General features: G+C 64.5%; 25 protein-coding genes. 8 read left to right on the top strand and 17 right to left on the bottom strand.

What is annotated here, in order from left to right; genetic code table 11:
* Nucleotides 1-17: 17 nt before the first annotated feature.
* From D5084_RS04070 to D5084_RS04050, 5 genes are all read left to right on the top strand, one after another.
* Complete coding sequence (locus tag D5084_RS04070) at nucleotides 18-380, top strand: helix-turn-helix domain-containing protein (protein ID WP_128514235.1); 363 nt, start codon at nucleotides 18-20, stop codon at nucleotides 378-380.
* A gap of 77 nt (nucleotides 381-457) precedes the next feature.
* Entirely contained in the window at nucleotides 458-1,255 is a 798-nt protein-coding gene (gene hisN, locus D5084_RS04065; RefSeq protein ID WP_128514234.1) for a histidinol-phosphatase, read from the top strand.
* 195 nt (nucleotides 1,256-1,450) lie between these two features.
* The gene (locus D5084_RS04060; RefSeq protein WP_128514233.1) at nucleotides 1,451-2,797 is read left to right on the top strand and encodes an 8-oxoguanine deaminase; all 1,347 of its coding nucleotides are present in this window, start codon (nucleotides 1,451-1,453) and stop codon (nucleotides 2,795-2,797) included.
* A 70-nt stretch (nucleotides 2,798-2,867) separates the two neighbouring features.
* A complete protein-coding gene (locus D5084_RS04055) occupies nucleotides 2,868-3,437 on the top strand; it encodes a hypothetical protein (protein ID WP_128514232.1) in 570 nt (189 codons plus the stop codon).
* Between the two features lie 26 nt (nucleotides 3,438-3,463).
* Nucleotides 3,464-3,781, top strand: coding sequence for a ribonuclease E inhibitor RraB (locus D5084_RS04050; protein ID WP_128514231.1), 318 nt, complete (start codon nucleotides 3,464-3,466; stop codon nucleotides 3,779-3,781).
* 309 nt (nucleotides 3,782-4,090) lie between these two features.
* Here the strand turns inward: D5084_RS04050 and guaD are convergent, their stop codons facing one another.
* The gene (gene guaD, locus D5084_RS04045; RefSeq protein WP_128514230.1) at nucleotides 4,091-5,368 is read right to left on the bottom strand and encodes a guanine deaminase; all 1,278 of its coding nucleotides are present in this window, start codon (nucleotides 5,366-5,368) and stop codon (nucleotides 4,091-4,093) included.
* A gap of 123 nt (nucleotides 5,369-5,491) precedes the next feature.
* Between guaD and mgtE the strand changes: the two genes are divergently transcribed.
* Nucleotides 5,492-6,862 carry a magnesium transporter gene (gene mgtE, locus D5084_RS04040; protein WP_128514229.1) on the top strand — a complete coding sequence of 457 codons (1,371 nt, stop codon included), beginning with the start codon at nucleotides 5,492-5,494 and terminating at the stop codon, nucleotides 6,860-6,862.
* Nucleotides 6,859-7,404 carry a 5-formyltetrahydrofolate cyclo-ligase gene (locus tag D5084_RS04035; RefSeq protein ID WP_128514228.1) on the top strand — a complete coding sequence of 182 codons (546 nt, stop codon included), beginning with the start codon at nucleotides 6,859-6,861 and terminating at the stop codon, nucleotides 7,402-7,404. Before mgtE ends, D5084_RS04035 begins: the two co-directional genes overlap by 4 nt.
* A gap of 55 nt (nucleotides 7,405-7,459) precedes the next feature.
* On the opposite strand, the gene D5084_RS04030 is transcribed toward D5084_RS04035, so the two are convergent.
* The 13 genes from D5084_RS04030 to D5084_RS03970 all read right to left on the bottom strand — a co-directional run bounded on the left by D5084_RS04030 (nucleotide 7,460) and on the right by D5084_RS03970 (nucleotide 20,109).
* Nucleotides 7,460-8,776, bottom strand: coding sequence for a DUF8689 domain-containing protein (locus D5084_RS04030; protein WP_128514227.1), 1,317 nt, complete (start codon nucleotides 8,774-8,776; stop codon nucleotides 7,460-7,462).
* Between the two features lie 61 nt (nucleotides 8,777-8,837).
* Nucleotides 8,838-9,347: an A24 family peptidase gene (locus D5084_RS04025; RefSeq protein WP_128514226.1), complete on the bottom strand. Its 510-nt coding sequence runs from the start codon at nucleotides 9,345-9,347 to the stop codon at nucleotides 8,838-8,840.
* Nucleotides 9,347-10,204, bottom strand: coding sequence for a tetratricopeptide repeat protein (locus D5084_RS04020; RefSeq protein WP_128514225.1), 858 nt, complete (start codon nucleotides 10,202-10,204; stop codon nucleotides 9,347-9,349). Before D5084_RS04020 ends, D5084_RS04025 begins: the two co-directional genes overlap by 1 nt.
* Before the next feature lie 51 nt (nucleotides 10,205-10,255).
* Entirely contained in the window at nucleotides 10,256-10,816 is a 561-nt protein-coding gene (locus D5084_RS04015; RefSeq protein ID WP_435532658.1) for a tetratricopeptide repeat protein, read from the bottom strand.
* An 18-nt stretch (nucleotides 10,817-10,834) separates the two neighbouring features.
* Entirely contained in the window at nucleotides 10,835-11,818 is a 984-nt protein-coding gene (locus tag D5084_RS04010) for a type II secretion system F family protein (RefSeq protein ID WP_128514224.1), read from the bottom strand.
* A gap of 7 nt (nucleotides 11,819-11,825) precedes the next feature.
* On the bottom strand, nucleotides 11,826-12,794 hold the full coding sequence (locus D5084_RS04005; RefSeq protein ID WP_128514223.1) for a type II secretion system F family protein: 969 nt from the start codon (nucleotides 12,792-12,794) through the stop codon (nucleotides 11,826-11,828).
* A 3-nt stretch (nucleotides 12,795-12,797) separates the two neighbouring features.
* Entirely contained in the window at nucleotides 12,798-14,240 is a 1,443-nt protein-coding gene (locus D5084_RS04000; protein WP_128514222.1) for a TadA family conjugal transfer-associated ATPase, read from the bottom strand.
* Nucleotides 14,241-14,257: 17 nt separating this feature from the next.
* Complete coding sequence (locus D5084_RS03995) at nucleotides 14,258-15,520, bottom strand: CpaE/TadZ family protein (RefSeq protein ID WP_128514221.1); 1,263 nt, start codon at nucleotides 15,518-15,520, stop codon at nucleotides 14,258-14,260.
* A 247-nt stretch (nucleotides 15,521-15,767) separates the two neighbouring features.
* Complete coding sequence (locus D5084_RS03990) at nucleotides 15,768-16,424, bottom strand: OmpA family protein (RefSeq protein ID WP_128514220.1); 657 nt, start codon at nucleotides 16,422-16,424, stop codon at nucleotides 15,768-15,770.
* 4 nt (nucleotides 16,425-16,428) lie between these two features.
* Nucleotides 16,429-17,811: a type II and III secretion system protein family protein gene (locus D5084_RS03985; protein ID WP_128514219.1), complete on the bottom strand. Its 1,383-nt coding sequence runs from the start codon at nucleotides 17,809-17,811 to the stop codon at nucleotides 16,429-16,431.
* Nucleotides 17,812-18,023: 212 nt separating this feature from the next.
* Nucleotides 18,024-18,884, bottom strand: coding sequence for a Flp pilus assembly protein CpaB (cpaB, locus tag D5084_RS03980; protein WP_128514218.1), 861 nt, complete (start codon nucleotides 18,882-18,884; stop codon nucleotides 18,024-18,026).
* 372 nt (nucleotides 18,885-19,256) lie between these two features.
* Nucleotides 19,257-19,463: a hypothetical protein gene (locus D5084_RS03975; protein ID WP_128514217.1), complete on the bottom strand. Its 207-nt coding sequence runs from the start codon at nucleotides 19,461-19,463 to the stop codon at nucleotides 19,257-19,259.
* A 442-nt stretch (nucleotides 19,464-19,905) separates the two neighbouring features.
* Nucleotides 19,906-20,109 carry a hypothetical protein gene (locus D5084_RS03970; RefSeq protein ID WP_128514216.1) on the bottom strand — a complete coding sequence of 68 codons (204 nt, stop codon included), beginning with the start codon at nucleotides 20,107-20,109 and terminating at the stop codon, nucleotides 19,906-19,908.
* Between the two features lie 347 nt (nucleotides 20,110-20,456).
* Here D5084_RS03970 and D5084_RS03965 point away from each other — a divergent pair, with 347 nt between their 5' ends.
* Nucleotides 20,457-21,311, top strand: a complete 855-nt coding sequence (locus D5084_RS03965) for a lytic transglycosylase domain-containing protein (RefSeq protein WP_128514215.1) — start codon at nucleotides 20,457-20,459, stop codon at nucleotides 21,309-21,311.
* Here the strand turns inward: D5084_RS03965 and D5084_RS03960 are convergent.
* Genes D5084_RS03960 through D5084_RS03950 form a run of 3 tightly spaced genes read right to left on the bottom strand, consistent with a single transcriptional unit; the run spans nucleotide 21,308 to nucleotide 22,933 of the window.
* Nucleotides 21,308-21,598 carry a GNAT family N-acetyltransferase gene (locus tag D5084_RS03960; RefSeq protein ID WP_128514214.1) on the bottom strand — a complete coding sequence of 97 codons (291 nt, stop codon included), beginning with the start codon at nucleotides 21,596-21,598 and terminating at the stop codon, nucleotides 21,308-21,310. The genes D5084_RS03965 and D5084_RS03960 overlap by 4 nt on opposite strands.
* A complete protein-coding gene (locus D5084_RS03955) occupies nucleotides 21,588-22,232 on the bottom strand; it encodes a 3-oxoacid CoA-transferase subunit B (protein WP_162302373.1) in 645 nt (214 codons plus the stop codon). The genes D5084_RS03960 and D5084_RS03955 overlap by 11 nt, the downstream gene beginning before the upstream one ends.
* Nucleotides 22,229-22,933, bottom strand: a complete 705-nt coding sequence (locus tag D5084_RS03950; protein ID WP_128514212.1) for a CoA transferase subunit A — start codon at nucleotides 22,931-22,933, stop codon at nucleotides 22,229-22,231. Before D5084_RS03950 ends, D5084_RS03955 begins: the two co-directional genes overlap by 4 nt.
* Nucleotides 22,934-22,941 lie beyond the last annotated feature (8 nt).

Raw genomic sequence — 22,941 nt, 5'->3', positions numbered from 1 at the left:
AGTACATGGAGTACATAATGAAGCATCCCGTAGACGCACATGTTGGCAAGCGCATCCGTCACCGCCGCTGGATGGTGGGCATGACGCAGCAGCAGCTCGCCGACAAGGTCGGCATCAAATTCCAGCAGATCCAGAAGTACGAGACCGGCATGAACCGGGTCAGCGCCTCCCGGCTTTGGGACATTGCCGATGCGCTGGGTGTGCAGATCTCTTTCTTCTTCGAAGGTCTCGCCGAAGGCCAGGTCAATGCGGCCTATGCCCATGGCGACATGATGTCGGACAAGGAAGCCCTGGAACTGGTGCGCTCCTACTACGCCATCCCCGAGGCGCAGCGCCGTCGGCTGTTCGATCTGGCGCGCGTTCTGTCCGAAGCTGCCTGACTGCCTTGACCTTGTCCCCGTGCGCGGGTAGCGCCCGGGGACTGGGCTGGAAGGCCCCACAGGTCAGGGAGAGGATCATGCGGGTTTCAGCGGCGCTTGCGGCGGATCTGGTCGCAACAGCGCATGAACTGGCGGATGTGGCGCGCGTCGCCACGTTGTCTTACTTCCGAACCCGTTCCCTTGAAGCGGAAAACAAGGAAACCGACCGGTTCGATCCGGTCACGGCGGCGGATCGACTGTCGGAACAGCGCATGCGCGAGGTTCTGACCCGTCGCCGCCCGCAGGATGGCATCCTTGGCGAGGAATATGGCACCACGTCGGGCTCGAGCGGCCTGACCTGGGTGCTTGATCCCATCGACGGCACCCGCGGCTATCTGTCTGGCACGCCGACCTGGGGCGTCCTGATCTCGGTCCGCGATGCGGAAGGGGTGCTGTACGGGATCATCGACCAGCCCTACATCGGCGAGAGGTTCGAGGGCGGTCTTGGTCGGGCCAGCGTCAGGGGGCCGATGGGAGAGCAGGCATTGGCAACCCGCGCCGCCCGCCCGCTGGATCAGGCGATCCTGTTCTCGACTTTCCCCGAGGTCGGCACGCCAAAGGAAGGCGCCGCGTTCCGTCGGGTGGCGAGCCGGGCGAAACTGGTCCGCTACGGCACGGATTGCTATGCCTATGCCCTGATCGCGGCGGGTCAGATCGACCTGGTGATCGAGGCCGGGTTGCAGGCCTATGACGTGCAGGCCCCGATTGCGGTGATCGAGGCGGCGGGCGGGATCGTCACCGACTGGCAGGGCCGCCCGGCGCTGGAAGGCGGCCAGATCCTGGCTGCCGCCAACCGCGAAATCCATGCCGAGGCCCTGGCCCTGCTGAACAGCTAGGCCGGGCGACGGAAATCCCGGGCAGAGCGGACCATTCGGCCCGGTTTGAAAGACCTTGCGCGCGTTCCGCTTGACCGACCTCTTGTCGGTTGCGCCGGGCCGGGGCTATCCTGGTGCCGCCGGACGTGTCCTTCGCCCTTCTGACGGACGGCCTGGGTTTCCGATGAACCCGAAGGGCGCCCGAAAGGTGCGCCGATGGCTGATCTTCTGGTCCGAAATGCCGCTGTCGTCGTGACGATGGACGCCGTGCGCTCTGAACGGGCCGATGCCGATGTGCTGATCCGCGACGGGGTCATCCATGCGGTCGGTCAGGCCCTGGCCGCCCCGGGGGCCGAGGTGATCGACGCGCGGGGCTGCGTGGTGACGCCGGGCCTCGTCAACACGCACCATCACCTTTACCAGACCCTGACCCGCGCGGTGCCGGGGGGGCAGGATGCGCTGCTCTTCGGCTGGCTGAAGACGCTCTATCCGATCTGGGCGCGCTTCGGACCCGAGGAGATGTTCACCTCGGCTCAGGTGGGTCTGGCGGAACTGGCGCTGTCGGGCTGCACGATGACCTCGGATCATCTCTATCTTTACCCCAACGGCGCACGGCTGGACGACACCATCGCGGCGGCAGCAGAGGTGGGCCTGCGCTTTCACCCGACGCGCGGCGCGATGTCGATCGGCGAAAGCGCGGGCGGGTTGCCGCCGGACAGCCTGGTGGAACGGGAACCGGCGATTCTGGAGGACATGACCCGGGTGGTGGACCGGTTCCATGATCCGCGTCCGGGGGCCATGGTGCGGGTGGGCCTTGCGCCCTGTTCGCCCTTCTCGGTCAGCCGCGAGCTGATGCGCGACGCGGCCCTGCTGGCGCGCGACAAGGGGGTGATGCTGCACACCCATCTGGCCGAGAACGACGAGGATATCGCCTATTCCCTGGCCCGGTTCGGCTGCCGTCCCGGCCAGTATGCCGAGGAGCTGGGATGGACCGGCCCCGATGTCTGGCATGCGCATTGCGTAAAGCTGAATAGTTCGGAAATTGAACTTTTCAGCCGGTCGCGAACGGGTGTTTCGCATTGCCCATGTTCGAATTGTAGATTGGGCTCGGGCATCGCCCCCGTCCGCGCCATGCGGGACGCAGGGGTGAGGGTGGGGCTGGGGGTCGATGGTTCGGCCTCGAACGACGCCGGCAACCTGGTGGCCGAGGCCCGCATGGCGATGCTGTTGCAGCGGGTGTCGCGGGGGGCCGATGCGATGAGCGCGCGCGAGGCGCTGGAGATCGCGACGCTGGGTGGCGCGCAGGTCCTGGGGCGCGAGGATCTTGGGGCGATCACGCCGGGCAGGCGGGCGGATCTGGCGATCTGGGACGTCGCGGGGATCGAGGCGGCAGGGGCCTGGGACCCTGTGGCGGCGCTGATCCTCTGCGGCCCGACGCGGGTGCGCCATCTGGTCGTCGAGGGGCGGCAGGTGGTGCGGGAGGGTCAGCTGCTGACCCTGGACCTGCCCCGCGTGGTGGAGCGGCAGCGGCAACTGGCGGCGCGGCTGGCCGAGGGGCTGTGAGGAATTCCCGCCCTTGCGCGGGGCGATGGGGCGGGCAAGCTGTCGGCGACACCTCTGATGGAGCCCCGAGATGCGCCGATCTGCCGCCCTTGTCCTTTCCCTTGGCCTTGCCCTGCCCGCAGCGGCCCAGACCCTCTTGTCCGAAGCCAGCGGCAACTGGGCCGGGTCCACGGGGTCGGGCTTCACCTTCCTGGCCCGGCTGACCCAGAACGAGGACAAGGCGCGGCTGACGATCTGGGGCGGCGGGCCGGACAGCCCGGCGCGGGCCGAGGGCGACCCGCAGCTCGACAATGCCGAGTTTGCGCTGGGCGCCTTCGCGACGCGGCAGGAGCTGGAAGTGCTGGACAGCGGGCAGGGCAGCATCCTGCAGGTGGTCATCGAATATGCCGATGAGGAAGGCTCGGGACGCAGCGTGACGCAGGTGCAGTTCATCGACAACCAGTTCACGGTGGTGGGCTACCATCATGCCGGGGAATATCTGGACAAGAGCTTCGAGTGCGACGTCGATCTGTGGAGGATGGTGGCCACCGAGAACGGGGTGGAGCGGGCGCTGGAGCCGGTGGGATTCGAGGCGCTGAACGCGAGCGAGTGGCGGTTCGACACGCCCTATGAGCGGGGCTTCTGCACCCGCGCGGAGTGAGGTAGAACGGCCTTTCAGGAGGCCCCATGTCCCACGATTATGCTGCCCAGCGGCGCGAGACTTTTCAGACCTTCCGGATGTCGAAGGGGGTGAGCCTGCCGAAGACGGCGGTGGTGGAGTTCGCCTTCTTCGTCGAGGAGCTGGATGCCTCGTGGCCAGCCTTCGAGCGGGCGCTGCGGCTGGCGGGGTTCACGACGCGGCGCTTGAAGGATGGGGAGACGCTGATCGCCTCATACGGCCCGATGCCGGTCACCCCGGAGGCGATCTGGGAGCGGGAACATGCGGCGACCGAGATCGCGCTGAAGCATGACTTCTACCCCGACGGCTGGGAGCTGGCGGAATAGCGCACCGCGCGCGGCGCTTTTTCGGGGCCAATGGAATCAAGGGGTTGGCCCTGGGCGTTAGGGTGGCGTTTACCTTTTCGCCGGTCGGCCCCCCCACCCCCGACCCCTCCCCACGGAGGGGGAGGGGAGGCACCCCGGGGTGGGCGGCGGGCCTCATGTCCGGGCGGCTGTGCGGGTTGCGGCGGTTGTCAGATCGAGCGCCTTCGGCGCGAAGACCTTTTGTCTCGGCCTTGCGCGTGAAGGACGCGCAAGACCTCGGAGGTTTGCCTCCGGCGGGAGTATTTGGGAAAAGAGCAAGACCGTTTCGGGTCAGTGGACCAGAGGTTTGCCGCCCACCCAGACCTCGGCCACGGCGCGGTCGTCGCCCATCATGATCGTGGGGAACAGCTGCTGCCAGAGGTCTGTCGCGCGGCGGGTTGCCTGTTCGATGGCGGGGGTGGAGGCGAGGTCGATCACCACGAGGTCGGCCTCCATCCCCGGGGCGAGGTTGCCGATGCGGTCCTCGGCATGCAGCGCGCGGGCGGAGCCTTGCGTGGCCAGCCACCAGAGCTGTGCGGGGTGCAGGGATTGGCCGCGCAGTTGCGCCACCTCGTAGGCGGCGGCCATGGTGGGGAGCATCGAGAAGTTCGAGCCGCCCCCGGTGTCGGTGGCAAGACCGACGCGGAGGTGTTGCGCCAGGGTCATGTCGAAAAGGCCCGAGCCGATGAAGGTGTTCGAGGTCGGGCAATGGACGAGGGAGGCCCCGGCCTCGATCAGGCGCGCGCGCTCACGCTCGGTCAGGTGGATGGCGTGGCCGTAAAGCGCGCCTTCGCCGAGGAGGCCCTGGGCTTCGTAGGTGTCGAGGTAGTCGCGCGCCTGCGGGAAGAGGTCGCGGACCCAGGCGATCTCGTCGGTCTGTTCGGAGAGATGGGTCTGCATCAGGCAGTCGGGATATTCGCGCCAGAGGGCGCCGAGGGCCGCGAGCTGTTCCGGCGTGGAGGTGGGCGAGAAACGGGGGGTGATGACGTAGGACAGCCGGTCCACCCCATGCCATTTCCGGAGCAGCGCCTTGCTGTCGTCATAGGCCGACCGGGCGGTATCGCGCAGGCCTTCGGGCGCGTTGCGGTCCATGCAGGTCTTGCCGGCGAAAAGGCGCATCCCGCGCGCCCGGGCGGCGGTGAAGATTGCATCCACCGATGTGGGATGGATCGTGGCGTAGGTGCAGACCGTCGTGGTGCCGCGGGCAAGCACGAGGTCGAGGTAGCGGTTGGCGATCTCCATCGCATAGGCGGGATCGCTGAACCGCATTTCCTCGGGGAAGGTGTAGCTGTTCAGCCAGTCGATCAGCCTTTTGCCCCAGGAGGCGATGATCGCGGTCTGGGGATAGTGCACATGGGCGTCGATGAAGCCGGCCGAGATCAGCCTTTGCCCATGGTCGTGGACGCGGGCCTGCGGATAGCGGGGGCGGAGGAGGGCGGCTTCCCCTACATCGACGATCCGGCCGCCCTCCACCGCGACGGCGCCGTGGCCATGGTGCCGCGCCGCGCCCGGACCGTCGCGAAACGGGTCGCCGTCAAAGCGGATGACCTGACCGATCAGAAGATCCATGGACTTTATCCCCTTGTCTCGCCGCCAGACTAAGGGCATTCCGGTCCGGGGTAAATTTGCCCGGTGACCCCGTTTCGGTGAAACTGTTTTCGCCCGGGACGTGGCAATCGGACGGGGGCGCGCATGGCGGAAGATCACGCAGAGACCGAAGAGGTGACGCTGGATCAGGACCGGATCGATGCGGTGCTGGAGGCGGTCGAGGCGGGCAACAGCGAGGCGGTCGATGCCCTGCTGGAGCCCCTGCACGCCGCCGACATCGCCGACCTTCTGGAGCAGATCGGGCCGGCCGACCGGCGCGCGCTCTTGCGGCTCTGGTCGCACGAGATCGACGGCGAGATCCTGTCGGAGATCAGCGAGGACATCCGCGAGGAGGTGGTCGAGGCCCTGCCGCGCGAGGTGCTGGTCGAGGCGGTGCGCGACCTTGAGACCGACGATGTCGTCGATCTGCTGGAGGACCTGGAGCAGCCGCAGCAGGACATCATCCTGGAGGCGCTGGAGGATGCCGACCGGGTCGCGGTCGAGCAGGCGATGTCCTACCCGGAAAACTCCGCCGGCCGTCTGATGCAGCGCGAGGTGGTGGTTGCGCCGGAGCACTGGACCGTGGGCGAGACCATCGACTTTCTGCGCAAGGCCGACCATCTGCCGGACCAGTTCTACCATGTGATCCTGGTCGATCCGCGGATGAAGCCGGTGGGCTATGCCACGCTGGGGCGCATCCTGTCCTCGGGGCGCGAGGCGAAGCTGGCCGATATCACCGAGGACAGTTTCCGCACGGTTCAGGCGACCGATCCCGAGGCGGATGTGGCCTATATCTTCAACCAGTATCACCTGATCTCTTGCCCCGTGGTGGACGAGGCCGGTCGGCTGGTGGGCGTGATCACGATCGACGACGCGATGAACGTGCTGGACGAGGAGCACGAGGAGGACATGCTGCGTCTGGCGGGCGTCGGCGACGAGGCGAGCGTCAATGACGGGGCGCTGGAGACGGCGAAGCAGCGGCTGCCCTGGCTGGTGGTGAACCTTGGCACCGCGTCGCTGTCGGCCATGGTCATCAGCCAGTTCGAGGCGACGATCTCGGCGCTGGTGGCGCTTGCGGCGCTGATGCCGATCGTCGCCTCGACCGGGGGGATCGCGGGGACGCAGTCGCTGGCGGTGGCGGTGCGTGCGCTGGCGACGCGCGACCTGACGCAGGCCAATGCCGCGCGGGTGGTCTGGCGCGAGCTGGGGGCGGGGATCCTGAACGGGCTGGGGCTGGCGCTGATCCTGGGGGTGGCGGGGTCGCTGATCTTCGGCGACTGGCATCTGGGGCTGGTGCTGGGGATGGCGATGATCGTGAACCAGATCGTCGCGGCGCTGGGGGGCGTGCTGGTGCCCCTGACGCTGGAGCGGCTGGGGCTGGACCCGGCGCTGGCCTCGGGGACATTCGTCACCACGCTGACGGATGTGATGGGGTTCTTTGCCTTCCTCGGGCTGGCGACGGTGATACTGTTATGAGCGATGTGAAGGCAGTCGCGCGGGCCGAGGCCTTCGCGCGCCGGGCCGAGGCCTTTGCTGCCGGGCAGGGGCAGGCGGCGGAGATCCTGGCGGATTACCTCTCGGCGCATCGTGGGCGTGTGCTGTCGGGCTACATGCCGATGCGGACCGAGATCGACCCCTTGCCCGCGATGGCCGCGCATCAGGGGCCGGTGGGGGTGCCGGTGATCGTGGCGAAGGCCGCTCCGCTGCGGTTCCGGGAGTGGTGGCCGGGATGCAGGCTGGTGGAGGGTGCGTTCAAGGCGATGATCCCCGAGGAAGGCGCCTGGGTCGAGCCGGAGGTGCTGATCGTGCCGCTTCTGGCCTGGGACCGGCGGGGCTATCGGCTGGGCTATGGCGGGGGGTTCTACGACCGGACGCTGGCGGGCCTGCGGGCGCGGGGGCCGGTGGTGGCGGTGGGGTTTGCGTTCTCGGCGCAGGAGGTGGACGCGGTGCCCATCGACGGGTTCGACCAGCGGCTGGATGCGGTGGTCACGGAAAAGGGCGTCACGGTCTTCGCGTGACGCCGCCAAAATCCTTCGAAGGATTTTGCAAAAGTTTTCGAAAACTTTTGCGCCCTCAGTGCGCGATGTCCTCCTGCCGGACGAACATGTTGCTCCAGGCGCGGTCGATGAGTTCGGGGGTCATCTGGTAGGGGATGTTCTCGAATTCGCAGACCGCGATCATCTGGTCGATCAGGAAGACCGGCTGGTAGTTCGCGTAGTTGTTCTGGATGGTCGGGAACTTGACCTTCATCAGGTGCATGAGCGCCGTTTCGTCCAGCGGCATCTTCTTCTTGCGCGCGACCATGGCGAAGATCTTCAGGAAATTCTCCTGGCTTGGCCCGTCGATCTTGATCTTGAAGAAGATCCGCCGCAGGGCCGCGCCGTCGAAGATCTGGTTGGGGTGGAAGTTGGTCGAGAAGATGACCAGCGTGTCGAAGGGCACGGTGAACTTCTCGCCCGATTGCAGCGCCAGAATGTCGCGGGATTCCTCCAAGGGCACGATCCAGCGGTTGACGATCTTCTGCGGCGGCTCGGCCTGACGGCCGAGGTCGTCGATGATGAAGATGCCGCCGGTGGCCTTCAGCTGCAAAGGCGCCTGGTAGGTGCGGGCCGTCGGGTTGTAATTCAGGTCCAGCATGTCGAGGCTGAGTTCACCGCCGGTGATGACCGAGGGACGCTCGCAATAGACATAGCGGTTGTCGAAGCGGTTCGAGGTGCGGCGCAGGCTGTTGGGGTCGTCCACCGCCATTTCGGCCGCCGAATGGACGATCGGGTCATAGACGCTGATGATCTGGCCGGAATATTCGATGGCGCGGGGCACATAGACCTTGTCGCCAAGGGCGGCGCGGATGCCGTGGGAGATCGACGACTTGCCGTTGCCGGGCGGGCCGTAGAGCAGGATCGAACGGCCCGAGGTCACGGCGGGGCCAAGGTTGTCGATCAGGTCCGGCGGCAGGATCAGATGGCCCATGCTGGACATCAGCTGTTCGCGGGTCAGCCGGATGTCGCGTACCGACTGGCGTTTGATCTGCACCGAATACTGGTCCAGCGGCACGGGCATCGCGCCGTAATATTCCGACTGCGACAGCGCGTCCAGGGCGCGGGCCTTGCCGGCATCGGTCAGCTCATAGCCCATTTCGGTGCCGCCGGTGGCGTGCAGCGTGCCCATCGCGGTCAGCAGTTTCTGCGTCCGGGCCAGATCCACCAGTTCCTGGGTCAGCGGGACCGGCAGGCAGATGATCTTCGACAGGACCGAGACCTGCGACTGGTTGGTGCGGAACATCGACTTCAGAAGGATGTCGCGCATCATGACGATCGACAGGCCGGTATCTTCCAGCGAGCGGGGCGAGGGCGGCGGTTGCACGCCCGATACCGGGGCCTCAGCGTTCATGGGCAAGCTCCGTAAACAATCCAGCGCAGTTCTGCGGATTGAGTCGTAAACGTGACTTGTGTCAGCCCTGTGGCCAGATGGCGGCAAGAAGATAGAAGATGACCATGGCAGACAGCGCCAGACCGAAGGGGAAGTAGCGTTTCTTGGTCCAGCTTTCCCAATCCGGCGTGGCATTCCGCACCACGGGCAGGCTGCGCAGAAGCCGGTGGATCACCAGCGAGCCGATCATGCAGACGAAGATGATGAGGAGGATCTCGCCGATGTCGCCGCCGACGAAGATCCCCGCCATCGCGGCGGCGAATTTGGCGTCCCCCGCCCCGAAGGTCCCGGTCAGATACAGAAGGAACCCGGCGACGAAGACGATGGCCATCAGCGCAAAGCCCCAGGCCCAGACCGTCAGGGTCGGAGAGACATACCAGCCCAGAAGCGGCCAGACCGCCGCCATCGCAAGGACAGAGGTGTTGGGGATCTTCATCCGCTTGAGGTCCGACAGTGCCGCCCAGATCGCAATGGGAAGCACCGGGACCAGAAGGATCATCGCATCGGTCGGCGAAAGGACAGGGTCCGGCATCAGGTTTTCACGTTTGCATCAAGGGCGTTAAGGCTGCGCACGGCGGCCTCGAAATATTGCGGGTGGGTTTCGATCGCCTGGTTCAGAAGGCCCTTGCCGACCGAGATATCGCCCTGCTTGATGGCAGCCAGCGCCATGGAATACAGCAGTTCCGCCCGTTCCGTCTGCGTCATGCGGATGACCGGCAGATCGTATTTGCGCTGTGCGGCGCGCGCCAGCACCAGGTTGTTCTTGGCGGTGAACAGCGAGGGGTCGTAGGTCAGCGCCTCGGTGAAGAGCTTTTCGGCGCCCGCCGCGTCGCCGCGGGTCAGCTTCGAGAAGCCCCAGTTGTTCAGGACGCCGGCCGGAGTGGTCGTCAGGCCCGCCGCGATTTCATAGAAACTGTCGGCCTTCTTCCAGTTCTTGTCGCTGTCCGCGACCATGGCCTCAAGCCGGTAGCGGTCGAAGGTTTCGTGGGTCGGCGGGATCTGGTTCAGCTCGGCCTTGGCCTCGGCCCACTGGTTCGACCGGATCAGCGCATCGGCCAGCATGACGCGGTCTTCCGGGGTGGAGTCCTTGTGCGCCACCGCCTGGCGCCAGACCTGCGCGGCCTCGGTCGGTTTCTGCGCCCGGACCAGCGACCGCGCAAGCCCGCGCATCAGGTCGATCCTGTCGGGGTTCTGCTGCAACGTGCGGGTGAAGTAGCTGACCGCCTCGTTCGGGTCGGCCACCGTCATCATCACCTCGTTCAGGTTGGTCTCGTCGACGACGTTGACGTCCTTGAGAGCCCGCTGGACCTGTGCGTCAGAGTTCTTCTGACAGGCTGACAAGGCGACTGCGCCGGAAAGGCACAGCACTACGAAAGCCGGATGGCGCATGTTTGCGTCCTTTTTGTTGACTGCCCGTATCTTGACTTGACGTGTCGCCGCCTAGAGATCGGAGAGAAGGACGTATCTGCCCTTTTCCTGCCGGACGAGACGGAACCCGCTGCTTTCCTGTTCCTGGGTTTCATCATACACGCCCGCCTCGCTTTGCGCGATAGCGAGCATCAGATTTTGGCGGATCGAGTCCGTTTCGCCACTGTCCAGCGCGAAGGCCCGCTGGAAATAGACCCGCGCTTCGCCGACCTCGCCCTGTTCCATCTTCACGACGCCCAGATTGTTGAGGGCGGGCACGAAGTTCGGATCAAGGTCCAGCGCCCGTTTCAGCGTCTTTTCGGCCTGTCCCAGCCGCCCCAGGGCCAGGTCGGCCGAGCCGATGGCCGACAGCACGTCCGCATTGATGCCGATTTCTCCGGCCCCGCGAAGGTAGGCCTTGAGCGCCAGTTCAGGCTCGCCCGCCGCCATCAGCCGGTGGCCGACGGTCATGCCATCGACGCCCTGGCCATTGGCATCCACACCGTAAGGCTTGTTCCTGGAAACACCGCCGGCCGACACGCAGCCGGCCAGAAGAAGCGCAGAACACAGTGTCAGAATGACTGCTTCACGCAAGTCACGTCCCGTTCGCTGCTAGAGGCCGCCCGCGAGTTGGGCCAGCATTGTCACCATTCCGTAGACGGAAGGCCCGATCAGAATGACCAGAAGCGGCGGAACTGTAAACAGCATAGTGCCAAGCGTCAGTTTCGTCGGCAACATGTTGGCTTTCTCTTCCGCCCGCATGATCCGCTTGTCCCGCATGTCCGCCGAATAGACCCGCAGCGCGTCGGCGATCGAGGTGCCGAAAGTGGCGGACTGGATGATCGTGGTCACGAACGAGGCGACGTCGGGCACGCCCACCCGTTCGGCCATGTCCTTCAGCACCGCGATGCGTTCCTTGCCGGCCTTGACCTCTTGCGCGACCATGTCGAATTCGTCCGCCAGCGCCGGATAGCCCGCACGGCTTTCCTTGCCGACGCGGATGATCGACTGGTCCAGCGACTGGCCGGCCTCGACGCAGACCAGCATCAGGTCAAGCGCATCGGGGAAACCCTCGATGATCTCGGTCTGGCGCTGCTTGACGCGCTTGTTCACCCAGTAGCGCGGGATGTAGTAACCGATGGCGCAAGGCAGAAGGCTGTGCAGAAGAAGGTCGGTCATCGACATCTCTTGCGACATCGATTTCAGCAGCGCGACGATGAGGCCGCCGATCAGGAACAGGATCGCCAGCAGGAACTGGACGGCATGGAACATCCGCACCGCGTTCTTGCCGCTGTAGCCCGCGCGGAGCATGGTCAGCTTGGCGGCCGAAAGCTCCTCCTTCTTCTGCGGCTCAAGGAAATGCGCATATTTCTCCAGCTTGTCGACCTTGGTGGTCCTGCGCAATTCGCGCTTCTTGTCGGTCGAGGCCTTGGGGCCCTGGTCTTTCAGCTCGCGAAAGCGGTCGCGCTGACGTTTCATCACCACGGGCAAGGCCAGCAGAACCAGCAAGAGGCCCAGGAGGCCAAGACCCAGCAGCGGGGCCATCGGACCAAAGCGCTCGGTCACGCCCGACATGAGGTTCGAGAAGACTTCCATAGCCGACCTACACTTTGATGTTGGTCATCACCTTCATGTAGATGATGTTGATGATGAGGAACGAGACGACGAACAGCGCCGCCGGGATATAGGCCGAGGTTTCCCTGACTTCGTCATAGTAGTCGGGCTGCACGACGTTGATCATGATAAGCGCCACGATCGGGAAGCCTGACAGGAACATGCCCGACCACTTGGCTTCGGCGGTGATGGCGCGGACGCGGCGGAACAGCTTGAAGCGCGCGCGGACCACCTTCGACAGGCCTTCCAGGATCTCGGCCAGGTTGCCGCCCGACTGCTGTTGGATCGAGACCGCGACCGCGAGGAAGCGCAGGTCCTGGCTGTCCATCCGTTCGGCAAAGGCCTTGAGCGATTCAGAAATGTCGCGGCCATAGGCGGCTTCGTCCGCGATCACCCCGAATTCCGAGCCGAGAGGATCGGGGATTTCCTTGGCGACGATGCCGATCGCGGTCGAGAAGGGGTGGCCGACGCGCAAGCTGCGGACCATCAGTTCGATGGAGTCCGGCAGCTGCTCTTCCAGCAGGTTCATCCGCTTTTTCGCGGTGCTGTTGACCCAGTAGAACACGCCTCCGACGCCCATTGCGATCCCGAGCACGACCCGAAGACCGAATTCGGCCGCCGTGAAGATCGACAGAAGCATGAAGGCCACGACCGACAACAGCGCCATGATCCCGATCAGCGCCTGGGGCGAGAAGGCGATGTTCGCCCGCTGCGCCTTCTTGGCCAGCATGGAATACAAGGGGATATTGCGCGCGTTCAGGTGCTGGTTCATCTCCTTGCGGAGCTGTTCAAGCACCTGTTCGCGGTTCGCGTTCTTTTCCAAGAGCGTCAGGCGGCGGCTGACCTTGGAGTTCAGGCTGATCGACTTGCCGAAGACGATCAGATAGATACCGTTGACGATCACGACGACCGCAACGAAGATCATGATGTAGATTAGGGGGGCGGCACTGATCTGCATGGGTCAGACGATCGGTTCGTAGATGGAGGCCGGCAGGTCGAAGCCCCACTGGCGGAAACGGTCCGAGTAGGCGGAGCGGATGCCCGTCGCATTGAAGCGGCCGATGATCTTGCCCGAGGGCTCCACCCCGAGGCGTTCGAAGCGGAACACTTCCTGCATCGAGATGACCTCGCCTTCCATGCCGGTGATCTCGGTCACGGAAGTCATGCGGCGCGTCCCGTCCTGCAGACGGCTGGCCTGCACGATCAGGTTGACGGCGCTGGCGATCTGGCTGCGCATGGCCTTCAGGGGCATGTCGATCCCGGCCATGGCGACCATGTTCTCCAGACGGCTGACGGCGTCGCGCGGGTTGTTGGCGTGGATCGTCGTCATCGACCCGTCGTGGCCGGTGTTCATGGCCTGCAGCATGTCGATGACTTCCTCGCCGCGCGTTTCGCCGACGATGATGCGGTCGGGACGCATCCGCAGCGCGTTGCGCAGACAGTCGCGCTGGGTGACAGCCCCCTTGCCTTCGACGTTGGCGGGGCGGCTTTCCATCCGGCCGACATGCACCTGTTGCAGCTGAAGTTCGGCCGTGTCCTCGATGGTCAGCACGCGTTCGTGGTTGTCGATGAACGAGGACAGCGCGTTCAGCGTGGTCGTCTTGCCCGAACCCGTCCCGCCCGAGACGATGATGTTCAGCCGGCAGGACACTGCGGCCTGAAGATAGGCGGCCATTTCCTCGGTGAAGGCGCCGAAGCGGACCAGGTCCTCGATCTTCAGCTTGTCCTTCTTGAACTTGCGGATCGAGACGAGCGAGCCGTCCACCGCAATCGGCGGGATCATGCAGTTGAAACGGCTGCCGTCGGCAAGACGGGCGTCGCAGTAGGGGTTGGATTCATCGACGCGGCGACCCACGGCCGAGACGATCTTGTCGATGATGCGCAGAAGGTGGCGTTCGTCGCGGAAAGTGACATCGCTGAGTTGCAGCTTGCCCGCGCGTTCCACGAAGATGCGCTTGGGTCCGTTGACGAGAATATCGCTGATCGTCTCGTCCTTCAGCAAGGGCTCCAGCGGGCCGAGGCCCATGACCTCGTCATAAAGCTCCTGGTTGAGGGCCAGACGGTCTTCCTTGTTCAGCGCCACGGACATCTCGTCCAGCGCTTCGGAGGCGAGAGAGGCGATCTCGGACTTGAGCTGCTGTTCGCTGGCCGATTCCAGCGCCGAAAGGTTCAGGTCTTCCAGAAGGCGCTTGTGGATCTCGACCTTCAACTCGGTCAGGCGTTCCTTGCGCTTCTTCTCCTTGTCGGCGACCACGGCCTCGGCGGCGACGCGCTGCTGGACGGCAGGCGGCACCGCGGCGCGGGCGGAAAAACCGGCCTTGTCGACAGGCTGCGTGACGGGTGCGGTCGTTGCCAGAGGCGTGCCGGCACCAGACGGCGAGTCTTTCTTGAAGCGGCTAAACACGGGACGATCCCCCTAGATCAGGCCTTGGCGGTTTCAGTGGCTTTGTTCAGATCATACAAGGACTTGGCAAGTTTCTGCAGTTCCTTGCGCAATGGGTTCTTGCTTGCGCTTTCCGCGATCGGCAGGCCGTGGTCGTTGGCCTGGGTCACCTGTTCGCCGCCATCGGGCAGCTGCACTTCGATCGAGATGTCAAGGCTTTCGGCCAGGCGCTTGACGCGGGCCTTGGCCGAAAGGTCGGTGAACTTGGGCGCGCGGTTCAGCACATAGCGCACCTTTTCATGCGGCAGGCCCTCGGCCTTCAGCGCGCGGACAAAGCGCAGGATGTTCTGCGCCGAGCGCAGGTCAAGCTCCAGCAGCGCGAAATAGACATGGGCGCGGGTCAGGACGGCCTCGGTCCAGGCGACCACGGTCGAGGGCATGTCCACGATGACGAAATCGAAGTTTGCCTGGGCGGTGTCGAGGATGCGACCGACGTCTTCGGGCGAGAGGACCTCCAGCGGCAGCATGTCCGCGGGTGCGGTGAAGACGTGCAACTTGTCGTTGAAGGTCAGCATCGACTTGATCAGCGCGTCGGCATCAAGCCCCGCGGTATCGGTGAGAATCTCCAGCACCGCCTCTTTCCGGGGCAGGTCGAGATAGGTCGCGACCGAGCCGAACTGGAGGTCGAAATCGATGATGCAGACGCGCATCCCCTCGGTTTCCTGTGCGGCAAGGCACAGCTCCCAGGCCAGGTTCGCGGCAAAGGTGGTGGCGCCGGCGCCCCCCGCCATGCCATGGACCGGCAGGATCACCCCGTTGCGGTCGCCCTTCGCCTTGAAGACCGGGTTGAAGGTGCCGGTTTCCGGGTCATAGCCATCCGGCATGACAGGGGCGGGCTTGCGCAGCCGTTCGATCGCGTCGTGCAGCGCGCCTTCGGGCAGCGGGTAGGGCACGAAGTCGTCGGCCCCGAGTTTCAGCATCTGGTGCAGGACCGACGGGCTGACCTGGTTGGCGATCAACAGGACCTTGATCTTCTTGGCCTTCGCCGCCTTGATGACGTCGTTCATCTTGGACAGTTCGGATTCGTCCTCGGAATCGACGGCGATGGCAACGAACTGCATCCCGGTGCTGTCCGGCTGCTTGAGGAAGACCAGCGCATCCTCGAAATTGAGATCGCCCCATGCCTCGCCCAGCTCGGCCTCCATGTCGTCGATGAGCAGATCGAATCGCTGCACGTCACGCGAAATGGTGCAGGCGAGGATCGGCGCCGGATCGCTCTGAACTGTGGCTTTGCTCGTCATCTCGCGTCAGATCCTTTCGGTGGGGGTCGTTTTGAACATAAATTACAAGCAGTTAGTCTGAACTTCGATCTGGGCTGCCTGCCTGCGGAACATTGGACCCCGGTACTCATCCCATGAGGGGACCTTGTTCAAGAATGGTGGCGATATTTGGGCTAAAACTGCCTGTTTCTGGGATTATCACTATTCTGGAAACGAAGAGGCCGGGTGCAAGACCCGGCCTCTGTTTCGTCGCCTTTGCGCTCTGGGATCAGCCGCCGCCCTGACCGACGGCGTCGGCGGCCTGGCCCTGCTGCGTCGGCACCGCGCTGTTCACATATTCGCGCCAGATGATCGCGGCATACTTGCCGTTCAGCACCAGCGGATGCGACTTCACGAAGCCCGACACCTCGGTCACCGTGCGGCGGTTCTGCACTTCGGCCGCGTTCGTCGGGATCAGAGGACGGGTTTCGCCGTACGAAATGACCGCCTCGAGCCGCGAGCGGCTGATGCCCTGCGAGGTCAGATAGGCGACCGCAGCCTGGGCGCGGCGCAGGCCGAGACGCTGGTTGTAGGCGTTCGACCCGACCTTGTCGGTGTGGCCGAAGACCCGGAAGCGCACTTCGGGGAACTGCTTGATGAAGTTCGCCTGCTGCCGGAGGATCTGCTTCGCTTCGTCCGAAAGCTCGGCGCTGTTGAAGGCAAAGTTGATCGTGTCGGGCACTTCGGCCGCGAACCGTTCGGCCAGAGCCACGGTGTAGGACAACTCGCCCGACTGGATGAGCGTGTTGTTCATCGTGGCGTTGCCGAACTGGCCCTTGTCAACCTCCGAGCCAAGCTCGCGGTCCCAGGAGGTGGCATAGTCGCCGCAGGCGGTCAGCGCCAGAAGGGCGGTGGCGGCAAGGAGTTTGGGAAGCATCCTGGTCATCTCCTTACTCCATCACATAGCCGTAGGAGGAGCTGAAGTCCTGCCGGGCCACTTCGGCGGCGGCACCCTTCTTCGGGCCCTTCGCCACATCGCCGAACAGGAACAGTTCGCGTTCGGTCGGGATCCGCACCCGGTCGGTCGGCAGCGCCAGAGCGGCCCCTGCCACCGGGGTAACGAGGTGCGGCGTCACGATGATGACCAGTTCGGTCTGCGCGCGCTGGTATTCCGACGACCGGAACAGCGCGCCCAGGATCGGGATGTCGCCGATCCAGGGCAGTTGCGAGTTCAGGTCGCGGAAGTCGTCCTGCAGCAGGCCGGCGATGGCAAAGCTCTCGCCGTCGCGCATTTCCACCGTGGTCGAGGTTTCGCGGCGCTTGAAGGCGTCGATGGTGAAGTTGTTGCCCACCGAGATCCCGTTCGCCGGGTCGATCGAGGAGACGGCCGCGTTGATCGACAGGTTGATGATGTCCTGATCGACGACCACCGGGGTGAAGTTCAGTTCCACACCGAAGGGCTTGTATTCGACCGTGACGGTGTTGTTGTCCTGCGAGACGGGAACCGGATATTCGCCGCCGGCAAGGAACTTGGCTTCCTGGCCGGAAAGGGCGGTCAGGTTCGGTTCGGCCAGCGTGCGCACCATGCCCTTGGCTTCCAGGGCTTCCAGCATCACGCCGAATTCCAGACCGCCGACAGAACCGCCAAGCCGAAGCCCGCCGAAGGCGCCGGTCCCGAAGGGCGGGTTGGCGCCGGAGTTGACGAAGGCGCCGGACTGGCTCGAGAAGCGGCCGCCGTCGTTCACGCCAAGCGAGGTAGTGAGCGATTTCGAGATCGTGCGGTTCACCTCGGCAAAGCGCACTTTCAGCATCACCTGCTGCGTGCCGCCGACCACCATCAGGTTCGACACCCGGTCGGGCGCGTACCGGTTGGCCAGATCCAGCGCCCGGTCCAGTTTCGCCGTCGAGGAGACCTGGCCCGAAAGCACGATTCCGTCATTCGCGGTGCGCACCTCGATGTGTTCACCCGGCAGGATCTGTTGCAGACGTTCCTTGAACTCGGCGATGTCGGGTGTGACATGCACGTCCACGTTGGAAATCAGTTTCCCATCCGGCCCCAACAGGGTCAGCGTGGTGCGCCCCGGTGCCTTGCCGAGAACGTAGATCGAACGGTCGGACAGCGTCGAGATATCGGCGATGCCCGGGTTTGCGATCGACAGCTCCGCAAAGGGAGTGTCGCTTTCAACGACAACGGCCCGGTTCATCGGAACGTTGAGTGCGTCGGATGCCTGGCCCTGCATGACGCGCAGAACCTCGGCGGTGACCGGGGTCATCGACGTCGATGCGAGACACGCACCGAGATAACCTGCTACCAGGAGTCGTTTCATGTTCATTGTGATCTGCCCTTTCGACCACGCCTCGTTTGGGTCTTGCACGCCCTTATGTGCCGGCAGGATGACCTACCCCCGGTTTTTTTGCAAGAATCAATGATTTGAGGGATGACCTTGATGTGGATAAACTGCAACAGGTCGCAATGGATTGAAAAAGGGAAAGGGCGCGGCCCCAGATCATGTGGCCGCGCCCCTGGGTCCTTGCGGGTCGGGGGTCAGTTCGAGCAGGGGATCTCGATGTCGGTTTCGATCACCTGGCCGCCGCTGCGCTGCTTGGCGTAGCACTTCTTGACTTCGGGTACGATTTCTACGGGAGCCACTTCCTCGGGCACGATGCCAAGCAGCGACTTGGTGTCGGTTTCGATTGTCCCATCAACGGTTTCGCTGGCGTCCCGCGCAAGCGACAGGGTCAGCCGCCCGGTGGCCTGGGCCTGGGCCAGCCGCGCCACCTGTTCCGGCGTTGCGGCCACCGTTACCGTCTGGGCAACAGTGTCCGAGGAGACCTGGCCCTCGTTGATGGCGTTGTCCACCGCGATCACCAGCATCGCACTTTCGATCTGCCGGGTGATCCCGCCCTCGACGCCGGACACGTTGCCGGTCCACAGGATGTCGATATAGTCGTCGGGCTTCACGAAATTCGAGATGCCCGAGTTGGTGCCGACCTTGATCGCGAAGGCGCGCTTGCCCTTCTCCAGCTTGGAGGTCAGGTTCGACAGCTCTCCCGGTTCGGTCACGCGGCTGGCCAGCACCGGCTCGAAGGCCTCGGTGGACCGGGTGATGTAGCGCGGGCCCTTGGCGTTTTCCGGGAAGAGGGCGGCCTTGTCGCGGAAGATGGTCGCGGGCAGGTTCTTTTCCGGCCAGTAGATCGCGACGACATCGTCCTCGGCCAGCGGGTCGCCGTATTTCTTCGGCTTGGCGAAGACGAAGACCTCGACCAGCTTGCCGGCCTTGGCGTTGAAGGCCCGCTCTCTCTGCAAGGCGGTTTCCAGATCGGCCATGTAGCCCTGGATCATGTAGACCGCCACGCCGGCCAGAGCCATGCCGACGATCAGGACCAACGCGAAGACTGCTCTCATTTCTACCTCTGGTGTTCGGGGCGCTGCCGCAGCTTGGCTGTGACGATACGCAAGGCTGTTACGGCGGTCGGGACGATCCCGCAAGGCGCAAGACCGACGCCGGCAAGGCGACGGGGGCCCCGACGGGACAAGCCTGACGCAGGGCGACGCGCCCCATGGTGCCGGTTGACGGTCATGCGCCTGATTCCATGTGCAGGGCCAAGGTTTCGTGAGGGCACCTTGTCCTTTGAATGCGGCGAAAATTTAGCATTGGTCGGGCATCAATACCGCGATGCACGCCCAACTGTTTCCGATGTTTGCCGATGGGGAAGCGAGACAAGGAAAAGGCCGCGCCCCGAAAGGCGCGGCCCGGAAGGTCGGCAGTCGCAGGTGTTACTGGCAGCCGAGCGCGTTGTCCGAGGTCATGCAGGACTGGGCGTTGCCGAGTTCCGTGTTGATCGCTTGGGCCAGGTTCGAAACGCCCGGACGGACGTAGGAGAAGATCAGCAGGCCCAGGCCCACGACAGCGGCGGTCAGAACCACCCAGTCAACGGTCACGGCGCCGGCTTCGTCTTTCAGGAAAGCGGAAAACTTGGTCATGGTCTTGTCCCTTCATGTGGCGTTCAATTGCGTGTCAACCGTTCCGTTCGTGGCTTTCGGGTCTGCCTTCGCCGTTCGGTATGACGCCATCTAGCCGATCAATCATGGCAAGAGTTTGGACGGCTGTGGTTATTTCTGGGTCATAGGCAGGATTGCCTGTTTATTCCGTTAAAGGCTTGTAAAAAATACAGAAAAAATCTGACGCGGCAGGCCGGCATAACTGCGAACTTCAACTTCGGGGCGATCTGTTGGCGCCGGGGTCGCGGACGGCAGTCTCGGACCGGGCCCTGCGTGCCTGACCGGAAGCCGGGTGCCGTGCGGATGCGGGGAAAGGGCGGGAGCGAGGATCGGGCCGAGAGGCGTCATCGCCCGCGCGGCGTCGGGGAATGAGAAAGGCCGCGCTTCCTTCGAAGCGCGGCCCGGATGCCGTCAGGCAGTCGGATCAGGGGGTGGTGGTGCCGCTCGTGGTCATGGTGGTCTGGGCGTTCTCGAGTTCGTCGCCGATCGCGGAGGCCAGGTTCGAAACGCCCGGACGGACATACGAGAAGATCAGGAGGCCCAGGCCCACGACGGCGGCGGTCAGAACCACCCAGTCAACGGTCACGGCGCCGGCTTCGTCTTTCAGGAAAGCGGAAAACTTGGTCATTTGTCTTGATCCTTTGCTAAGGTGCTCACTTGTCAGTCAACCGCTTCGATCTGGCTTCGTCTGTCGCCGTCGTCGTTCGGTATGACCTCATATAGCCCCTCAAACGTGGCAGCAGTTTGGACGAGATCAGCAGAATTGGCGGCGAGTGAAAAAACCTTGCCAGGACCCGTCAAGCCACGGAAAAACAAGCAAAAGAATCTTAGGACGCCCTTTACTTTCCGGTGCTAGAGCGTGGTTTTCGGGCCAATTCTGGCAGAATTGCCATGATTGGACGGGAAAAGTTCTGGCGGGACCGCCCCGAAGCTGCGACTCTTCCCCCATAACAACGAGGCGAGCAGGCCCCGACAATGCTGAAGACAAGACACTGGATCGCAGCGATTCTCTGCGCTGCCGTGCCCCATGCCGGCTCTGCCGAGGAGACCGGGTTCAAACGCATCAAGGTGGGCGACACCAGGCCCGGCAAACGCATCACCGTGCAGATCGACCCCGAAGAGCAGGCCCGCTATCTGGCGGCCCTGCCGAAGGTGGACCCGAACCCGAAACCCCGCGCCGAGGATCCGAAGGTCGCCGGAACGTTCGACCGCGATCCGGGGCCCGCTCCGGCCTCTTCCTACGGCTGGTACTGGGAAAAGGTCCCCACCGACATCGACGCCAGGGCGGACCGCTTCGAACTGGCGCTGGCCTCGCTGTCGCAGGGGCCGGGCGGCACGGTGGTCGGCGCGCCCCGGTTGCAGCACCTGCAAGAGGTGTCCGAGAAATACGGCAAGGATATCCTGCGCGCGACTCTGGACACCAAGGTCTCGCCCGCGCTGGTGCTGGCAGTGATCGGGATCGAAAGCGCGGGCCGGGCGGATGCGGTCAGCCATGCCGGCGCGGTGGGGTTGATGCAGCTGATCCCGGCCACGGCAGAACGCTTCGGTGTCAAGGATGCGACCGATCCCGTGCAGAACATCAAGGGCGGTGTGGCCTATCTGGACTGGCTGATGGACCGGTTCGACAACGACCCCGTGCTGGTTCTGGCCGCCTACAACGCGGGCGAGGGCGCGGTCGAGGCGAACAAGGGCGTGCCTCCCTATGCCGAGACGCGGGACTATGTGCCCAAGGTGCTGGCGGCCTGGCAGGTGGCGCAGGGGCTGTGTGTCAGCCCGCCGATGCTGGTCACCGATCCCTGCATCTTCCGCACCGACATCGCCGGCCTTTAGACGAAGACATCCGCCCAGTCGGGGTGCTTTTTCCGGGTGGCATTCACGAAGGGGCAGAGGGGCACGACCTTGAAGCCCTCTCTCCGCGCCGCCGCCACCAGCGCCTCGACCAGCGCCAGCCCCGCGCCGGTGCCGCGCAGGCTGTCCGGGACGCCGGTATGGTCGGCGATGACAAGGGTGGGCGTCGTGACCGAATAGGTCAGTTCCGCCTCTTCCCCGCCCCTGCGGATCACGAAGCGACCCCTGGTCGCCCCGTGGTCGCGGGTGACGATGTGGTCAGCCGACAATCGTCGCCTCGGTCGCGGCGCGAAGCTCTTCTTCGGTCACGCCGGGGGCAAGTTCCACGATGTGCAGGCCCTTGTGCCCGACATCAAGAACGCCGAGGTTGGTGATGATCCGGTCAACCACGCCCTTGCCCGTCAGCGGCAGCGTGCAGGATTTCAACACCTTGGACTCGCCGTGTTTCGAGGTGTGGTCCATCACCACCACAACGCGGCCCACGCCTGCCACCAGATCCATCGCGCCCCCCATGCCCTTCACGAGCTTGCCGGGGATCATCCAGTTCGCCAGATCGCCGGTCTCGCTGACTTCCATCCCGCCCAGGATCGCCATGGCGATCTTGCCGCCGCGGATCATCGCAAACGACGTCGCGCTGTCGAAATAGGCGGTCTGCGGCAGTTCGGTGATCGTCTGCTTGCCCGCGTTGATGAGGTCGGGGTCCTCTTCGCCCTCGTACGGGAACGGCCCCATCCCCAGCATCCCGTTTTCCGATTGCAGGGTGACGTTCACGCCTTCGGGGATGTAGTTCGCCACCAGCGTCGGGATGCCGATGCCAAGGTTCACATACATCCCGTCGCGCAATTCCTGCGCCGCGCGGGCGGCCATGCCGTTGCGGTCCCAGCCCTTGGTCTCGCTCATCATGCGTTCTCCCGCTTGCGGACGGTCCGCTGTTCGATGCGTTTCTCGTGCTTGCCGGTGATGATGCGGTGGACATAGATCCCCGGCAGGTGGATGTGGTCGGGGTCAAGGCTGCCCAGGGGCACGATCTCCTCGACCTCGGCCACGCAGACCTTGCCGCAGGTGGCGGCGGGGACGTTGAAATTCCGCGCGGTCTTGCGGAAGACGAGGTTCCCCGACGGGTCCGCCTTCCAGGCCTTGACGATCGACAGGTCCGCCACGATCCCGCGTTCCAGGATATAGGTCCTGCCGTCGAAGTCGTGGTGTTCCTTGCCCTCGGCGATCACGGTGCCGACGCCGGTCGCGGTGTAGAAGCCCGGGATGCCCGCACCGCCCGCCCGCATCCGCTCGGCGAGCGTCCCTTGCGGGTTGAATTCCAGCTCCAGCTCTCCCGACAGATACTGGCGCATGAATTCGGCATTCTCGCCGACATAGGACGAGATCATCTTCTTCACCTGACGCGTCTCCAGCAGGACGCCCAGGCCGAACCCATCGACGCCCGCGTTGTTCGAGGCGACGGTCAGGTTCTTCGTGCCCGCATCGCGGATCGCGGCGATCAGAAGTTCGGGGATGCCGCAGAGGCCGAAGCCGCCGCTGGCGATCAGCATCCCGTCGTGCAGAAGCCCGTCGAGGGCCGCAGCGGCGCTTGGATAGACTTTGTTCATGCTGTTCT

This window comes from Tabrizicola thermarum (assembly GCF_003574395.1).
In the GTDB taxonomy this organism is placed as follows: domain Bacteria; phylum Pseudomonadota; class Alphaproteobacteria; order Rhodobacterales; family Rhodobacteraceae; genus Tabrizicola; species Tabrizicola thermarum.
This window is presented reverse-complemented; position numbering and strand designations above follow the sequence as displayed.

Excerpts from the sequence above, each read along its gene's own strand:
- D5084_RS04025 (WP_128514226.1), bottom strand. The coding sequence starts at position 9,347 with ATGCCGGACCCTGTCCTTTCGCCGACCGATGCGATGATCCTTCTGGTC.
- D5084_RS04010 (WP_128514224.1), bottom strand. The coding sequence starts at position 11,818 with ATGGAAGTCTTCTCGAACCTCATGTCGGGCGTGACCGAGCGCTTTGGT.
- D5084_RS04005 (WP_128514223.1), bottom strand. The coding sequence starts at position 12,794 with ATGCAGATCAGTGCCGCCCCCCTAATCTACATCATGATCTTCGTTGCG.
- D5084_RS03965 (WP_128514215.1), top strand. The coding sequence starts at position 20,457 with ATGCTGAAGACAAGACACTGGATCGCAGCGATTCTCTGCGCTGCCGTG.
- D5084_RS04060 (WP_128514233.1), top strand. The coding sequence starts at position 1,451 with ATGGCTGATCTTCTGGTCCGAAATGCCGCTGTCGTCGTGACGATGGAC.
- D5084_RS04020 (WP_128514225.1), bottom strand. The coding sequence starts at position 10,204 with ATGCGCCATCCGGCTTTCGTAGTGCTGTGCCTTTCCGGCGCAGTCGCC.
- D5084_RS04050 (WP_128514231.1), top strand. The coding sequence starts at position 3,464 with ATGTCCCACGATTATGCTGCCCAGCGGCGCGAGACTTTTCAGACCTTC.
- D5084_RS03955 (WP_162302373.1), bottom strand. The coding sequence starts at position 22,232 with ATGATGAGCGAGACCAAGGGCTGGGACCGCAACGGCATGGCCGCCCGC.
- mgtE (WP_128514229.1), top strand. The coding sequence starts at position 5,492 with ATGGCGGAAGATCACGCAGAGACCGAAGAGGTGACGCTGGATCAGGAC.
- D5084_RS04055 (WP_128514232.1), top strand. The coding sequence starts at position 2,868 with ATGCGCCGATCTGCCGCCCTTGTCCTTTCCCTTGGCCTTGCCCTGCCC.
- D5084_RS04035 (WP_128514228.1), top strand. The coding sequence starts at position 6,859 with ATGAGCGATGTGAAGGCAGTCGCGCGGGCCGAGGCCTTCGCGCGCCGG.
- D5084_RS03990 (WP_128514220.1), bottom strand. The coding sequence starts at position 16,424 with ATGACCAGGATGCTTCCCAAACTCCTTGCCGCCACCGCCCTTCTGGCG.
- D5084_RS03995 (WP_128514221.1), bottom strand. The coding sequence starts at position 15,520 with ATGACGAGCAAAGCCACAGTTCAGAGCGATCCGGCGCCGATCCTCGCC.
- D5084_RS03970 (WP_128514216.1), bottom strand. The coding sequence starts at position 20,109 with ATGACCAAGTTTTCCGCTTTCCTGAAAGACGAAGCCGGCGCCGTGACC.
- D5084_RS03975 (WP_128514217.1), bottom strand. The coding sequence starts at position 19,463 with ATGACCAAGTTTTCCGCTTTCCTGAAAGACGAAGCCGGCGCCGTGACC.
- cpaB (WP_128514218.1), bottom strand. The coding sequence starts at position 18,884 with ATGAGAGCAGTCTTCGCGTTGGTCCTGATCGTCGGCATGGCTCTGGCC.
- hisN (WP_128514234.1), top strand. The coding sequence starts at position 458 with ATGCGGGTTTCAGCGGCGCTTGCGGCGGATCTGGTCGCAACAGCGCAT.
- D5084_RS04030 (WP_128514227.1), bottom strand. The coding sequence starts at position 8,776 with ATGAACGCTGAGGCCCCGGTATCGGGCGTGCAACCGCCGCCCTCGCCC.
- D5084_RS03985 (WP_128514219.1), bottom strand. The coding sequence starts at position 17,811 with ATGAACATGAAACGACTCCTGGTAGCAGGTTATCTCGGTGCGTGTCTC.
- guaD (WP_128514230.1), bottom strand. The coding sequence starts at position 5,368 with ATGGATCTTCTGATCGGTCAGGTCATCCGCTTTGACGGCGACCCGTTT.
- D5084_RS04070 (WP_128514235.1), top strand. The coding sequence starts at position 18 with ATGAAGCATCCCGTAGACGCACATGTTGGCAAGCGCATCCGTCACCGC.
- D5084_RS03950 (WP_128514212.1), bottom strand. The coding sequence starts at position 22,933 with ATGAACAAAGTCTATCCAAGCGCCGCTGCGGCCCTCGACGGGCTTCTG.